Below are 15,796 nucleotides of genomic sequence, written 5' to 3'. Positions count from 1 at the left end.
ATATAGAGCATAAAAAATAAGGAGGCCAATTGGTCTCCTTATTTTTTACTATTAAATCTGTCATTATTTAAACCCGATAATTTCTTCTTCGGCGGCAATAACATCTTCTACATATTTCTTGTAGGCGGCATAGTCCACCGTGCTAATGTTATCCCAAGGAGTATCTACATCGCGTACCACTTTCAGCTTGTTTGGCGCTACCTGCTCGTAGGTAAGGCTGTATTTGTGGTTCTTGTAGGTAAATGTATGGTTTTGCGGTATCTCGCTAAACTTCTTGCCTTCAGGAAGGTTCAGTATCACCTCACTCCTGTAGTGGTTTACATTTTCGTAAGAAGGATAGTTAATATCGTAATTGCGCTTCTCGGTATTGATGATGGCCTTGGTGTAAATCTTATCGATAAAAGGTATCTCAAAAATCTTAAGGCTACCTACCGACTGTAGCTTCTCTGAAACTGAGAACTTGGTCTGGTACTTAATTTCAGGAGAAAAACGCTCGTTGCTCAGCAGCTTGCTGTCTTCAAACACCACCACTTTGCTCAGCTTGTTGTTAAAGTCGTCTTCAAACTCCTTTTTCCTTACATCAGCAGTTGTGGCATCGCTAAACATTTCGTTGAAGTATGCTTTGTACGCACCGGTTACAGTGTGCGTGTTGTCAAACTTCTTGCTGTTTTCATCGATTGTTACTGTGCTTACCGACGAAATTGTGGTAGGCAGCGCATTGGTAAACGGTATATTGATAAGCGCTGATTTCTCATTCTCAGCCTTGTCAAACGATATTACCAACGCCTTGGCCTTGTACAGGCTGCTTGGCAGTGCTTTAAACGGCAGGTACTTATCGGTCATTTCCACAAAATGCTCCTTACCGTCTATGGTAACTTTTACAATACAGTGGTTAAAGCTGATAGCAGGCAACTTAAGCGATTCTATACCGCGGTCGTTAGTCTGCACCAATACAAGGTTTGCCTTAAGCCCGGCACGTTCTGCCATGGCTACAAACAGGGTAGAAACGTCTTTACAGTCTCCCAGTTTTGTGGTGATGGTCTTAGACGGTTTTTGCGGCACATAACCACTCTGCCTAAAGTCAAGTGAGCTGTACGTAATGTTCTCTTCTATGTACTTGTAAATCTTATAGGCAATTTCTTCCTGTTTAAGGCCGTCTGTACCTTTAGGGAAAATTTCGTTATAGGTTTTAATTGCAATGTTATCCATTTTGATGTTCTTCTTCACAAGATCGGCATACCAGTTAGAAATATCCGACCATGATTTGATAGAACTCACCGAAATTTTATTGGCAACATCACCGTACTGTGGCGAATAGTCTTCAGACAACGGAAGCGCCTGTGTATTTTTCTGTTCCCAGTAAATGTAGGTACGGTCTTTTATCTTTTTAGTCTTAGACGGGATGGCACCGTTAGTTATGTTATTGGCAAACGTAATGCCGTTCGGGTAAATAATACCAAACGTTGTCTGCTGTGAAGGGTACACACCGTTAAAGAAATAATCAAGTGTAAAATCTTTGTAAAAACGTCCGTAGCTGTTATCTGTAGTTTCGTAACATACGTGTACCACGTCGCCCACCTTAAGGTTGGTAAACACAACAGTACCATAATTTTGTTCACCCGGAACAAGGCTGCCGTCTGGTTTTACAATCTCAGCCTTAATAACGTTAAGGCCACTACCGTTTATTTCATATTCCTTAAGTTCCTCAACGCCGTTTTCGGCAATTACCTCGTAGATGTACGTAACCTTGCTCTTGCGGCCACCTTCAGGCAGTATGTTTACAATGTACTCATCAAGCAGTATGTTTACGCCATAGTTACATGGCATTTTAGAATTCCTGCGCTGTTTTATAAGGGGGTACACATCTTTAGTCGCCACTTCTTCAAGTTCATCAGGCACTTTGGTAATATCATACAGTGTTTTCCTCAGCTTGTTGTTACCCGAATGGTGCACCAGCGCCTCACGGAAATACTTTTCGGCTTCCTTAGTATTCTTTAAAGAGTTGTAGCTCCTGCCTTTTTCTTCCAGCAGGTTAAACGAATACGGGAAGTTCTTAAGGCCGGTATCGCTGTACTTAAGTGCTTCATCATAATTATTATCGTTGTTTGCCAGTGTTATAGCATCGTCATACACGTCATTAAAATAAGGGTAACGCTGTATACGCTCGTTCACAAGCTTTCTCACATCGTCCTTACGGTTCATGTCGTTGTAGTAATCTATCAGCCTGTTTATAGCTTCAGGATTTTCGCGGTCTTTTACAAGCTTTTCATAAATGGCAAGGGTCTTGTCCTTATCATTTTTAAGCGAAGTATACATACCGGCAAAAGTGGCAGTATACATTTCGTTGTTGTGTGTATTTGCTAAAAACTCCTCAAGCTTTTTAAACGAAAGGTCAACATCAGAATTCCTTAAGGCAATGATGTAATCAAACAACAGCGAATAGTTAGGCGAAAGCAGCTTACCCGCTTTTTCCTTATACTTTTCAAGTTCTGATATGTTTGATTCCTTAAGGAAGTTACTGTCGTTAAACTTAGAGATTACGCTGTAGTAATAATTTTCATCATCACGCATCATGTTTTTGGTAAGTTCTTCTACCTTATTATCATCATCGGTATGCGAATAATGTGTAATAAGCATGGTATTAACAAGCGAACTGCCCGGATATTTTTTTGAAAGTGCTTCTATAGCGTCAAATGCCTGCTCATCCTTATGGTTGTTGTTATAAGCATCAAACAGTAAAATTGCATACAACGGGTTGTTTGGCTGTTCTTTACATTTCTTAATCAGGTATGCCTCAAAATCAGGAAGTACTTCTTCAGCATTCAGGTCTGTAGCTGTGCTTTTGTTGTAAGGTTTATAGGTGTCAAAATATTCCAGCCCGGCTACCGGGTTACCATTAGCATCCCTTACCGAAGCAAAAAAGTAATCGCCCCTGCCGTCTACAGACGATTTAAACAACAGCCTGTTTATACCTTTTTTCAATGTGAATTTTAGCTTGTAAGCGTTAAGGTCGGTAGTTTCCATTTTATCGTTAACGTACACCTCCACATCGTTTACAAATACCTTTAACGGGCCACCTGCAGCAAAGTTCAGCACCACGGTTTTATCCTCAGGGCTGCTTATAAAGGTTTGCGCATAGATAATACCGTTGCCGTATTCATTTTCGTTGTAGTAAAAATGGTAACCTTCTTTTTGTGGTATTGCAGGATTATACCAGTTTACAAGACCGTTACTGTTAGCATTAAACGTCTTATCATTTTTTGCGTAGGTTTCCGGCTCATAGTCGGTTTCCAGGCCACTGCCGTTCATGTTTTCAAACACACCACAAAACTGCCATTTTTCTATAGGGGCAAGCTTTGCTATATTGCTGGCATAGCCATCAAAATTACGCCTCCTGCGGTCAAAAATCGCTTTATTGTACAGTACCAGGAGGTCGTTTTTATAGGCATCTACACCGGCTAAATAGTCTGCTTTTTCGTATGAAAAATCATCGTACCCTTCAGAGTTTACGTTGCCCAATCCAAAAGATTTATACCATATAGGGTATAGCAAATCCTTACTCTCCGGAAATTTAGAAAAGCTTTTCAGTACCCCGCTGTCAAACGATATCCTGCCCAGTTCTTCATCAATAATTGCGTCGAGGAGTACCAACTCTACACTGGTATCTTTCTTTTTCTTCAGGTCCTTATCAAAAAGCTTGCGGGCTTCTTCGCGCTTGTTTTTCAGCAGCAGGTCCCAAACTTTGTCCTGGCTGGTTTGGGCATGTACCATACCCGCTACCAGCAATAATGCTAAAAGTAATTTTCTCATAATTAATAAAAGGTTGTTAGTTCTTATTTTCCAGCAATGGCACAAAACGGAACTCCCCGAGTTCGTGCTTTTCAAAGCGGGTTTCGTCAATACGTATCAGTAGGTTCATCATCTGTACCTCATTTTCTCCGCCCACAGGTATTACCAGCCTTCCGCCAACTTTTAGCTGTGCCATAAGCGGTTTGGGTATCATGGGTGCACCTGCGGTAACAATAATACTGTCAAACGGGGCAAAGTTCGGCAGGCCCTTATAGCCATCGCCAAATGACAGATGCTTCGGGCGGATGCCCAACTTCGGCAATAATACCGAAGTGGTTTTAAACAGTTCGCTCTGGCGTTCTACACTGTGTACGGCAGCCCCCATGGCAAACAATACTGCAGTCTGGTAACCGCTGCCGGTACCTATTTCAAGTACCTTATCGCCCTTTTTCACCTGTAGCAGCTGGCTTTGGTACGCCACAGTATAAGGTTGCGAAATAGTTTGTCCCGCACCTATAGGAAACGCCTTGTCCTGGTATGCATAGTCTTCAAAACTGGAATTTAGGAACAGGTGGCGCGGCACTTTTTTTATAGCGTCGAGCACGTTCCTGTCAGTAATTCCTTTCTGTTCCAGTACGGTTACAAGTTGGTTACGTAATCCCTGATGTTTGGCGGTATCTTTCAATCTTAAAGGCTGTTAATTTTGGTAAAAATAGCAAACAATCTTAATAATTTCCAAAACAAATGTTAAACGCTAAAGTTGCACTTTTTATTGAATAATTCGTTATACTTAACCCGCTATTTTTTGGAAATTCGAATTAAATAATCTTACTTTTGTTTTAAAATATCATCCTTATGCTAAAAGTTGGCGTTTTGGGCGCAGGCCACCTTGGAAAGATACACCTGCGTTTGCTAAACCAGTCTGATAAATACGAACTTGTGGGTTTCTTCGACCCGAACAGCGAAAATGCTGACAAGGTTTCAAAAGAATTTGGCTATACAAAATTCGATACCATAACAGAACTTATCAATGCCGTAGACGTAGTGGATATAGTAACCCCTACATTATCGCATTTCGATTGTGCCAAAGAAGCCATTACGGCAGGGAAGCACATCTTTATAGAAAAACCTATAGCAAACACTATTGAGGAAGCCGACGAGATTATATCGCTGGCAAATCAATTTAACATAAAGGGGCAGGTGGGCCACGTAGAGCGCTTTAATCCCGCGTTCATAGCTACCCGCACCAAGATAGAAACCCCTATGTTTATAGAAACGCACCGCCTTGCCGAGTTTAACCCACGCGGAACCGATGTGCCTGTGGTGCTGGATCTTATGATACACGATATAGACGTGATACTAAGTGTGGTAAAATCACCCGTAAAAGCTATAAGCGCCAGCGGTGTATCGGTAATCAGTGAAACTCCTGATATTGCGAACGCACGTATAGAATTTGAAAACGGATGTGTGGCAAACCTTACTGCGAGCCGTATTTCATTAAAGAACATGCGTAAGAGCCGTTTCTTCCAGAGGGATGCTTATATATCTGTTGATTTCCTTGACAAAACCTGTGAGGTGGTAAAAATGAAAGATGCCCCTGAAACACCGGGCGATTTCGACATTATACTTCAAAATGCTGAGGGGCTTAAAAAACAGATTTATTTCGAAAACCCTGAAATTGAAGCAAACAACGCCATACTGGACGAACTGGAAACTTTTGCCGATGCCATAAACAACGGTACAGAACCGGTAGTAACACTTAAAGATGGTACCGAAGCACTTAGGGTAGCGTATAAAATTATTGAGTGCTTTAATAAGTAATTGACCGACATGCTGAAACAAGAATTAGAAACTTTGTTTAATGATATGCCTGCAATTGTAAAGGAAAAGCTGAAACCTGTAATGATAAATTTACTGGAACGTGCAGCAGACCTTGATGCAGAAGAAGGCAAAAGTACCGACTATTATGCTGAAGAGCATGAAGATATTATGAAAGAGGTACGAAAAGTAAAATACATCAATGACCAGTGGCAGATTATGAATGCCAAAAAAAGTAATTAACATGCTTACCTGGGAAGAATTTGAAAAAACCGAAATGCGTATAGGGACTATTATTGAAGTAAATGATTTTCCAAATGCACGCAAACCGGCTTACCAGCTTACTATAGATTTTGGCACAACGATAGGCATATTAAAATCGTCTGCGCAAATTACAAAACGCTATACTAAAGAAGTACTCATCGACAGGCAGATTATAGCGGTGGTAAACTTCCCTAAAAAGCAGATTGCTAATTTTATAAGCGAATGCCTGGTGTTGGGAGCCGTAGGGCAGGAAGGTGATGTGGTATTGCTTTCACCCGATTTTAAAGTAGAAAACGGATTACGTATCGGATAAATAAAAGAAACATATTTCTGTTTCCCGGATAGACACAAAACAAAACAGTCCCGCCATTGGCGGGACTGTTTGTATATAAAACTATTGTTTCAGATTAAAAAGCAAGCAGGGCTTTGTTGTATTCCCTAAGGTCTGAAAGGTTGTTCTTGTGGCTCAGGTCGCTGAAAAGCGACACAAGGTACTCAAGGCTTTCAAGGTTGTTTTCAGTAGTGTTAGCTTCGTCGGTCAGCAATTCTTCGCCTTCTATAGGCTCATCATCCGGAATTGGGATAAGGAAAGCGCCGTTGGCCTCTATGTGTTCGTAAGTAAGGCGCAGGGCTTTGGTAAGCACTGGGTTGTTTTCCTCAAGCGAATATTCGCGTAGCTTTTTCAGGTCAGTAACTAAGCGTTCTGCTTCAAAACCATTTTTAAAAAGGTCGACCTGGATCTTGTTAATCAGTTTCTGCGCACTCGGATGTTCCACGGTAAGTCGTTTTTTGTGTTTAATTTCAAAAGTGCAAATATAGTACTTTATATAACTTTTCCCATAGCGTGCGGCTTTTTTAATGCAACTTTAGGACTATTCTAAAAAGTCGATAAATGTAAGCCCGAAAATAACCCCGTCTCCACGGAAACCGCCTTCATAAGAGCGCACATAGTCAAACCGTAGCAGCCTGAACTTACCCCAGCCTACATTATCCAGCCCTATGGTAAATTCCATATACGGGTTATGTTCCGGTGTGGCAAGGTAGTGGGCACCGGCCACCAGATAATATTGAAGCTTATTGAATACCGGTATTGCATCGGTAAGGTAGCCTTTAAAATTATGCTCCATATGGGCTTCAAAATAGCGGTCATTTGTGCTGTGGTCGTAATAGGGCAGCAGGTTAAATACATTCAGGTAGCGTTCACTGCGGCCTACATGGGTTTGGTTGCCGTTAAAATGTTTCCAGTCCGGGAAAGCAACATTACCACTGTTTAAAAATACACCCGAACGGAATGCCGTGCCTAGTTCGCCTGCATTGCCTATGGTAATATCATACCTCAGGCGTGCCGAAAGGTGGTTAAACTCATAATCCTTTATGCTGCTGGCAAAGCCTTTTTCATATTTAAGCCACAGTTGCGGATAGTCAGGGTCTGATATGGTTTCGCGGCCATCGGGGCGTGTGCGGTAGGTTTGCCCGAAGTTAACCCTTGCCGTAACCGATGCTTTCAGCATTTCGTGTTTAAGGAATGCAGGTGTATCAAAATCCCAAGGCAACAATGGGTTGTTTGAAGTATAAGGATGATACTTGTCTTTCAGGGTACTAAAGTCCGTATTATTTCTTAATGCGTGGCGGCGTGTGTATTCAACGCTGCCGTATAAGTGCAACCCGTTCAGCACTTCTTCTTCGTAATTAATCCGCACAAAATTATTATCGTACAGTTTCATATAATTATCCCTGAAAAACAGTGTGCTGATACTGTTTACAATTTTATTAATCGGCTTTTCGGGGTTGTATTGTTCTATGCTGCTGCCCCCACTAAGGCGGATAATACGCTTACTGAAGTTATTAAACTTATGTTCTATATGCCCTGTGGCGCGGAAACGCTGTTCTGCAAAACCATAGTTTAAATCTGTGCCAATGGCTGTATAGGTATTATCAACATACGATTTTTTAAACTCAAAACCCGGCCCGAGCCAGTAGGCCTGCACGGTATTAAATGCCAACCGGCGTGCCAGCCCGGTAAAGGCAATTTCCCAATTTTCGGCTGTATTGTGGTAGGTGTATCCTAATGGTATAGACGTCCATTTAAACTTGTTACGCAGGGCATCCGTACTGTCTTTATAGGCCGTAGTATTGCGCTCGGCTTCCAATTTTTCTTTTGCAATGTAATCGTCGCGCTCGTCCGTATTCAATGGAATTGGGCGGTTACTGTTCCAATGGCTTTGGGGCTTTGTATTACTTTCGTTCTCAAAACGCTGTATCTCGGAACCAAAAGTATCTTCAGTGAAATCAGGTTTAAAATTATAGTTGCTGTATACATAACTCATAGTGCCGTAAGCACGTACCGACAGCACACTCAGGTCAAACAATACTACCTGGCCATTTTTGCTCCATAGTTTTTCCTGTGCGTTGTAGCCAAAGCTTTGCCTAATGGTAAAGGTGTTGAGCAAAGGTTGTTTTATAGTGCTGCCTTTCAGGGTAAGGTCGGTAGCGTAGATTTCACCTGTAGCGCCTACAATGTAAATAAAACCTTCGGCAGTAGGGGAGGTTTTGGTCTTGGGGCTGACCTTAATCTTATAAATAAGCTGGTTATTTTCAGCATAGAAAATACCCTCTGTACTGTAGCGGTAGTAGCCCTTGGCATTGCCTGCCAGTGGCGATATTACATTTACCTCAAAAGGCAGGTAATTTTGGTAAAAATCAAACCAGGCGGCATCGGCATTGTTATAACTGAAACCGTTGTCTTCCCCACTAACGCGGCTGGCTAAAACTTGTTCATGTATATTATCAGGTGCCTTGTACTTTATTTTACTGATGGTTTCGCTCAGGTAAATAATCCCGTTACCGCTGGTATCTACCGATGCTCCAAGGTCGCCTATCTGCTGCCAGAGTATTTTCTTCGGTACATTGTTTATCCGTAATGTTCCTTTAGAATAAAAATCTGCCTCAAATTGTGCCATTTTAGCTGCATTCACTTTACGCTGCTTTATGGCGTGGCTGATAATACTGTCGGCAATATGTTTTTTTTGTTCTTCAGGAAGGGCGGCAGCCTTATAGTTATCTGTATCAAGTACTACGTTAAAGCTATAGGGCAGGGTAGTGGCATTTACCACCGTTTCTTTCACTTTGTAGCCAATCATCCGGAATACCAGGCTGTACTTACCTTTTTTAGAAATGTCAAGGGTATACTGCCCGGCTTCGTTTGCCAAAGTAGTATTGTAGGTATCCTGCACGGTTACCGATACAAAAGGCAATGTGTTACCCGCTTTGTCGGTTATGGTGCCGGTTACCTGGGCATTTACCGCAAGGGTAATAAAAAACAGTAGTACAGCAAAGGTGTTTTTCATATTACATCAGGAACGATTGCAGGGCCAGTTCGTAGCTTTTTAGCCCGAAACCTATAATAACCCCTGCTGATACCGGCGACAGGTACGACTGGTGCCTGAAGCTCTCGCGTGAAAAGGTGTTGCTTATATGCACCTCTATAACCGGTGTGGTTACCGCTTTTACAGCATCGGCTATACCTACAGAAGTGTGTGTGTACGCACCTGCATTCAGTATAATGCCGTCATAGCTAAAGCCTACATCCTGTATTTTGGTAATCAGTTCGCCTTCTATGTTACTCTGGTAATACTGCAGTTCCGTACCGGGGTACTTCTGTTGCAGGGTAGCAAAATAATCTTCAAAGGTGGTGCTACCGTATACTTCGGGTTCGCGTTTCCCCAGCAGGTTTAGGTTAGGGCCGTTAATAATTATAATCTTCATCTTTTCGTGTTTGCTTTTTGGTATAGTAAAGATAATTAACCGAAGAATTTTCTGTAGTTACCGTACAGAAAAATTTAACAGTTATCTCCATAAAAAAACGGACAGGTACAATCCCGTCCGTTTAATAAATATTGTTCTGAGCTTTCTTAGAAGAAATTATAGCCTACTGAAAGTTGGAATACACCGTTTTTAACATCTCCTGCATATAATTCACTATCAGGATTAGTATCGTTGATGTTTGTAAGACCAATAGTATAACGTGCCTGTACAAAAAGGCCTGCAATAATTTTTGCTTCTACACCACCCGCAAGTCCAAGATCGGTGCTTTTCGCCTTAAAGTCTTCAGTGTCCTTAGTAAGGAATGAAAACTGAGGTCCTGCTACGATACTTACCTTTTCAGGAAGTATATAAAATTTAGCCAATACCGGTACATTTACATAATCCAGTTTTAAATCGGTATCCTCAACTTTTGCCCCTTGTGAAGAGTAAATAGCCTCACCTTGTATAGAGAAGCTTGGTACAAGGTTTAGTTCCAGTACCGCACCTGCATGCCAGCTTGTAACACCGTCAGTGTTTACATCGTCACCGTTAAAGTTTGCAAAGTTAGCCCCGGCTTTAATACCGAAATCTACTCCCTGTGCCTGTGCAGTGTAGGCGCCCAGCACCATCATAGCTGCAATAAATAGTTTTTTCATAATTAATAGTCTTGGTTAAATATTGTTTTTATTAGAACATTATACCTACTGAAGCCTGTACTACAGAGTTTTTAATCTCAGCTGTATCGGCTACCTTTTTAGTACCACTTACATAGCGTGCCTGCAGGAAGATATTGTCTGTAACATAAAACTCAATACCTGCCGCCAGTGCAAAATCAAACGTTTGGCTGTCATAAGATTTAAAGTTGTCACTCTCATTAATCAGCATACCAAACTGTGGGCCTGCCTGTATGTTAAAGCCTGAGGTAGGGTATACCTTGAGCATCAATGGTACATTAAAATACCCCAGCTTTATCTTCTCGTCATCGGCTTTTGCTCCCTGTACTGAATACAGTAACTCCGGCTGGAATGAAAAATACTTCCCAAAATGGTTTTCGTATACCGCTCCAACATGGTAGCTGGTAAGTACGTTAAACCCATCGGCATCATCGCCCCTGAAGTTTGCAAAGTTAAAACCTCCCTTAATCCCAAACTGGGCATGCGCAGCCAAAGTGCATACTACAGCGGCCATTGTAAAAATAATTTTCTTCATGTATGTGTATTGGTTTACCTCGCAAAAGTAGAGAAAAGGAGTGTTAAAAAGAGAAACTTTAAAACGGATTTAACCACTATTGTTAAATTTTACAGAAAATTAGTAACCTGAAGAATTGCCATAAAAAAGTCCCGCAGGTTGTAACGCACTGCGGGACAAGGGGGGAGATGTTGGGAATTATTTTTTAAAGCTCACCTGCCACAGTGTGTTGCCGCTGTCGTCGTTTATCAGTAGCGAACCATCATTCATTACGGTAACATCTACAGGGCGGCCATAGCATTTGGCTTTGTTTTCGTCTGCAATAAAACCGGTAAGGAAATCTTCCGGCGGACCCGATGGGCTTCCGTCCTTAAACGGAATAAAGATTACTTTGTAACCGCTGAGCGTACTGCGGTTCCAGCTGCCGTGCTGGCCCACAAAAACGCCGTTGCGGTATTTTTCAGGGAATGCAGTGCCGGTATAAAACGCCAGCCCCAACGATGCCGTATGCGCACCCACGGGCACATCGGGCACTATGGCCGAAGCTACTTTATCCCTAGCCTGTTCTTTCAGCCTTGGGTCTTCTATCTGCCCGTAATAGGAGTAGGGCCAGCCGTAAAAGCCGCCTTCGCGCACGCCGGTTACATAATCGGGTACCAGCCCGTCGCCCAGTTCATCGCGTTCGTTTACGGCAGTCCACAACTGTTTGGTAACCGGGTTCCAGTCCATACCCACAGGGTTTCGCAACCCCGAAGCAAAAACCTTTTCACCCGAACCGTCAAGGTTTACTACTAGTATGTTGGCACGGCGGACTTCATTCTCCATACCGTTTTCGCCTACATTACTACCTGAACCTACCGATATGTATATCTGTTTGCCATCGGCGCTGGCCAGCAGGTTGCGCGTCCAGTGGTTGTTGTACCCACCGGCAGGTAGTTCCACTATTTTTTTACCTGTACCTTTTAGTTCGGTATCGCCTGCTTTATAGGCAAATTGGTACAAGCCATCGGTATTGGCTATATAAAAGCTGTTGCCCAGTACCAGCATACCGTAAGGCTGCTCAAGGTCTTGCGCAAAAACATAACGGGCTTCATAAGTACCGTTTTTATGCGCATCGCGGAACATGGTAATGCGGTCGGCACTCATAGCGGTACCACTTTCGGCTACAAAAATATCGCCGTTAGGGGCAATATAAGTATTGCGTGGATTCTTAAGTTCACCTGCAAATTTGGTTACGGTAAAACCCTGCGGCGCGGCAGGAGTTTCATCTTCAGGCCAGTCAATTATGGTGTTGCGTTTAGTAACACTCTCAGTACTATAGGGGGCAGGCAGCGTAAGCGGGCCTATGGCGGTTTGTACCGTAGTACTGCCTTCGGCCTGTGCGTCCTGTTTTTCTTCGCGGGTTATTTTCTTTTCCTGGCAGGCGGTAAGCAGGCACAGGGCAGTGAATAGTAGGGGAAGCGAAAGGTTTTTCATAAGCGGATATGGGCTCTTAAATTTTTTTCTTCAGTCATAAATTTACTGCCATAAGTGCATAACCTCTGTTAACTTATTGAAAATTAGACTTATTTTAACATTCATAAAATTATTACAAAATAGGGTAAGCAGTATAATCGGCTGTACTACAATTAGTATATTTGTAGCTTTAAAAACCAGCAAAAACAGTGATACAGCTTCACGATAAATATTTTGTGCCGTTTATACCGGCTGCCGAAATAGATACCCGGCTAAAAGCCCTTGCCACACAGGTGGAAAATGACCTTAAAGGTGAAGTCCCCGTGTTTGTGGGCGTGCTGAACGGGGCATTTATGGTGGTTTCAGATTTTGTAAAGCACTACAGCGCCAACTGCGAGGTAAGCTTTGTAAAGGTAGCCAGCTACGAGGGTACCGGCAGCACCGGCGAAGTAAAACAGCTTATCGGGCTGAACCAGAGCCTTGAAGGCCGTACTGTGGTAATCATAGAAGACATAGTAGATACCGGTAATACTGTAGAAGAGCTTGTAAAAATGTTTACCGATAAGGGTGTAAAACAGCTGAAAATAGCTACATTGTTCTTTAAGCCTGAAGCCTATACAAAAGACATTACACTGGATTATATCGGGTTTGAAATACCTAATAAATTTATAGTGGGCTATGGGCTGGACTATGACGGGCTGGGGCGTAACCTGCCTGAAGTATACCAATTGAAATAAAATACTCTAAACTTTATATAACACACGATGATTAATATTGTACTATTCGGAAAACCGGGTGCAGGTAAAGGTACCCAGGCAGAATTTCTAAAAGGGAAATACAACCTTACGCATATTTCTACAGGCGACGTTTTCCGGTTTAATATTAAAAACGAAACCGAACTGGGCAAACAGGCCAAAGCATTTATGGACAAAGGTGACCTGGTTCCGGATTCACTTACCATAAAAATGCTTGAAGACGAAGTAGCCAAGCACGAGGGTACTGCAGGCTTTTTGTTTGACGGCTTCCCACGTACCATACCACAGGCTGAAGCACTTGATGCATTCCTTATAAGCAAAGGCTGGCAGGTAGACGCTACTGTAGCACTTGAGGCTAATGATGAGATACTGGTACAACGCCTTTTAGAGCGCGGTAAAACCAGCGGCCGCCCGGACGACCAGGATGAAACCCTGATACGCAACCGCTACGAAGAATACAATAACAAAACTGCCCCACTGGCCGATTACTATAAGAAACAAGGAAAATTCTATGAAGTAGACGGTATAGGGAGTGTAGAAGAAGTTACCGAAAGGCTTGGCCTGGTAATTGACAGTCTTAACTAAATATTTCAGGATTGGAAATAGCCATAATATTATTCCTTATTATCCTTAACGGTGTGTTCTCCATGAGTGAGATTGCGCTTATTTCTGCGCGCAAGAACCGGTTGGAAACCGCTGCAAAAAAAGGCAATACGAGTGCACAGACCGCACTGGATCTTGCCAATGCACCTAACAAATTCCTGAGTACGGTACAGATAGGTATAACGCTTATAGGTATCCTTACGGGTATTTATTCGGGCGATAAAGTAACCGACGATGTACGTGTATTTATAGAAGGCATACCGGCACTGAAACCGTATGCCGATAACATTTCGGTAGGTATAGTAGTTGTTATCCTTACCTTCTTTTCACTGGTACTGGGTGAACTATTGCCTAAAAGGGTAGGGCTTACCTATCCTGAAAGTATAGCGAAGCTGGTGGCCGTGCCTATGAAATACATAAGCATTGTTACCGCACCGTTTATATGGCTGCTTACCGTAAGTACCGACGGGCTTATGAGGATATTCAACATACGCCCTACTGCCGACGGTAAAGTAACCGAAGAGGAAATCAAGGCCATAATAAAGGAAGGTACCGAAGGCGGCGAAGTGCAGGAAATAGAGCATGACATTATGGAGCGTGTTTTCCATATTGGCGACCGTAAAGTGAACTCGCTTATGACGCACCGTAAGTCGGTTAGTTACCTTACTGCTGATTTTGACAGGGAAAAGATACGTGAAGTAATGCTTGAAGAACTTCACAGTATGTATCCTGTAAGTGAAGGTAATAACCTTGACGAAGTTAAAGGGGTGGTACTGCTGAAGGATATTTTTGCCAACTTCGACCGTGAAGGTTTCAGGCTTAGCGATATCATTAAAGAACCAGTATATCTTATAGAACATACTTCGGCTTATAAGGCGTTGGAAATATTCAAAAAAACCAAGGTGCATTATGCCCTTGTTACTGACGAATACGGTGTTTTTCAGGGGGTGATAACCCTTAACGACATCCTTGAGGCACTGGTAGGTGATGCAGCCGACTTCTACGAAGATGAGTTTAAACTCGTTGCAGAAGGGGAAGGCACATGGCTGGTAGACGGGCATTATCCGCTGCACGATTTCCTTACGTATTTCGACTTGGATGAGCTTATCAATGAATATGAGGTAACCACAGTTAGCGGGCTTATAATGACTGAGTTAAGCTATATACCTAAAGAAGGTGAAAAGCTGCACTGGCACCTTTTTGAACTACAGGTGGTAGACATGGACGGTGTAAAAATAGATAAAGTACGTGTACGCTCGCTGAAAGAGTAAGCATATAGTATTTAATAAACAAAGTGGCGTAAACTTTTTAGCTCTAAAAAGTTTACGCCACTTTGTTTATTAAAATTATCGAAAAAATGTAAATTAGCATTACTACCAACGATATCCCTTAATCTAAAAAATGAAATGAACCGAAGACAAATAGAAGAGGGAGTTACTGAAGCTTTCAGTCAAAAAGTGTATAGCGAAGGTCTTACACTGAGAAACAAGAAGTTTATCAGGGATCACTATGCTGAATACGAATTCCGTATTGGAGAGCTGAAATATCGGTTTACGATTATCTTTATAAAGCCAAATTATATAAAGGCCTGTTTTTACCTGTCTGTCTACAGTGAACCTATAACTGAATTATACAATAAATTTTTATTAGATAATAAGCTCGATGAATTTCCTTTGGTAAAAATCAACCTGAACTCCCTAATGGTTCCGGAGAATAAAGCCGGAATTTATAATTCGCCCGATGAAGTTGATATTTATATCAATGAGCATCCTGTAGACAGCAAGGAAGCCCTTGAACGCATTGCTGATGAATTTTATAGCAAAGTGTTTCTGTTTGTTAAAAATGAAGTGGTACCAAGAACTGACTCTCTCAAAAAGATAGATTATCTTTTTAATACACTGCCTTATAAAAACAATAGTGCCGATAAGCCTGAATGGACAACTTTTGCGCCTTTTCTTCCCTCGCAGTTACTACGCGGATCTTTAATGGCAATTTTTACAGATAGGGCTGATAAGAACCAGCTCTTCGATAAATATCTTTCCTATGCCTCTAAATTTGCAACAGGGCAGAAAGAAGAAATTGATATTATGAGGCATGCTATTCAGGCAAGCCGTTAGAAC

The 15,796-nt window shown here is 42.2% G+C and carries 15 protein-coding genes; 7 read left to right on the top strand and 8 right to left on the bottom strand.

Annotated elements, in window-relative coordinates:
• Positions 1-63: 63 nt before the first annotated feature.
• Together ACZIX4_RS09930 and ACZIX4_RS09925 are read right to left on the bottom strand one after the other, a co-directional pair.
• Positions 64-3,810: a transglutaminase domain-containing protein gene (locus tag ACZIX4_RS09930; protein ID WP_463335477.1), complete on the bottom strand. Its 3,747-nt coding sequence runs from the start codon at positions 3,808-3,810 to the stop codon at positions 64-66.
• A gap of 16 nt (positions 3,811-3,826) precedes the next feature.
• Entirely contained in the window at positions 3,827-4,474 is a 648-nt protein-coding gene (locus ACZIX4_RS09925; RefSeq protein WP_463335476.1) for a protein-L-isoaspartate(D-aspartate) O-methyltransferase, read from the bottom strand.
• 170 nt (positions 4,475-4,644) lie between these two features.
• Here ACZIX4_RS09925 and ACZIX4_RS09920 point away from each other — a divergent pair, with 170 nt between their 5' ends.
• The 3 genes from ACZIX4_RS09920 to ACZIX4_RS09910 are packed head-to-tail and all read left to right on the top strand — an operon-like array spanning position 4,645 to position 6,184.
• Positions 4,645-5,610, top strand: a complete 966-nt coding sequence (locus ACZIX4_RS09920) for a Gfo/Idh/MocA family protein (RefSeq protein WP_463335475.1) — start codon at positions 4,645-4,647, stop codon at positions 5,608-5,610.
• Between the two features lie 9 nt (positions 5,611-5,619).
• On the top strand, positions 5,620-5,850 hold the full coding sequence (locus tag ACZIX4_RS09915) for a hypothetical protein (protein ID WP_463335474.1): 231 nt from the start codon (positions 5,620-5,622) through the stop codon (positions 5,848-5,850).
• Position 5,851: 1 nt separating this feature from the next.
• Positions 5,852-6,184, top strand: a complete 333-nt coding sequence (locus ACZIX4_RS09910; protein ID WP_463335473.1) for a tRNA-binding protein — start codon at positions 5,852-5,854, stop codon at positions 6,182-6,184.
• A 94-nt stretch (positions 6,185-6,278) separates the two neighbouring features.
• On the opposite strand, the gene ACZIX4_RS09905 is transcribed toward ACZIX4_RS09910, so the two are convergent.
• From ACZIX4_RS09905 to ACZIX4_RS09880, 6 genes are all read right to left on the bottom strand, one after another.
• Positions 6,279-6,647: a hypothetical protein gene (locus tag ACZIX4_RS09905; protein ID WP_463335472.1), complete on the bottom strand. Its 369-nt coding sequence runs from the start codon at positions 6,645-6,647 to the stop codon at positions 6,279-6,281.
• A 96-nt stretch (positions 6,648-6,743) separates the two neighbouring features.
• Complete coding sequence (locus tag ACZIX4_RS09900) at positions 6,744-9,218, bottom strand: DUF5686 family protein (RefSeq protein ID WP_463335471.1); 2,475 nt, start codon at positions 9,216-9,218, stop codon at positions 6,744-6,746.
• Between the two features lies 1 nt (position 9,219).
• Positions 9,220-9,636, bottom strand: a complete 417-nt coding sequence (aroQ, locus tag ACZIX4_RS09895; RefSeq protein WP_463335470.1) for a type II 3-dehydroquinate dehydratase — start codon at positions 9,634-9,636, stop codon at positions 9,220-9,222.
• A 146-nt stretch (positions 9,637-9,782) separates the two neighbouring features.
• On the bottom strand, positions 9,783-10,331 hold the full coding sequence (locus ACZIX4_RS09890) for a porin family protein (RefSeq protein WP_463335469.1): 549 nt from the start codon (positions 10,329-10,331) through the stop codon (positions 9,783-9,785).
• Between the two features lie 31 nt (positions 10,332-10,362).
• The gene (locus ACZIX4_RS09885) at positions 10,363-10,884 is read right to left on the bottom strand and encodes a porin family protein (protein ID WP_463335468.1); all 522 of its coding nucleotides are present in this window, start codon (positions 10,882-10,884) and stop codon (positions 10,363-10,365) included.
• Positions 10,885-11,061: 177 nt separating this feature from the next.
• Positions 11,062-12,339, bottom strand: a complete 1,278-nt coding sequence (locus ACZIX4_RS09880; protein ID WP_463335467.1) for a PQQ-dependent sugar dehydrogenase — start codon at positions 12,337-12,339, stop codon at positions 11,062-11,064.
• A 188-nt stretch (positions 12,340-12,527) separates the two neighbouring features.
• On the opposite strand from ACZIX4_RS09880, the gene hpt reads away from it, so the two are divergent.
• From hpt to ACZIX4_RS09860, 4 genes are all read left to right on the top strand, one after another.
• A complete protein-coding gene (gene hpt / locus ACZIX4_RS09875; RefSeq protein ID WP_463335466.1) occupies positions 12,528-13,055 on the top strand; it encodes a hypoxanthine phosphoribosyltransferase in 528 nt (175 codons plus the stop codon).
• Positions 13,056-13,082: 27 nt separating this feature from the next.
• On the top strand, positions 13,083-13,658 hold the full coding sequence (locus ACZIX4_RS09870; RefSeq protein ID WP_463335465.1) for an adenylate kinase: 576 nt from the start codon (positions 13,083-13,085) through the stop codon (positions 13,656-13,658).
• 11 nt (positions 13,659-13,669) lie between these two features.
• Positions 13,670-14,947, top strand: coding sequence for a hemolysin family protein (locus tag ACZIX4_RS09865; RefSeq protein WP_463335464.1), 1,278 nt, complete (start codon positions 13,670-13,672; stop codon positions 14,945-14,947).
• Positions 14,948-15,082: 135 nt separating this feature from the next.
• Complete coding sequence (locus tag ACZIX4_RS09860; RefSeq protein ID WP_463335463.1) at positions 15,083-15,793, top strand: hypothetical protein; 711 nt, start codon at positions 15,083-15,085, stop codon at positions 15,791-15,793.
• The last annotated feature ends 3 nt before the right edge of the window (positions 15,794-15,796 follow it).

The sequence above is a fragment of the Flavobacterium niveum genome (genome assembly GCF_055231775.1).
Note: the sequence above shows the minus strand (reverse complement) of the source record. Positions and strands in the feature narration are given on the sequence as shown.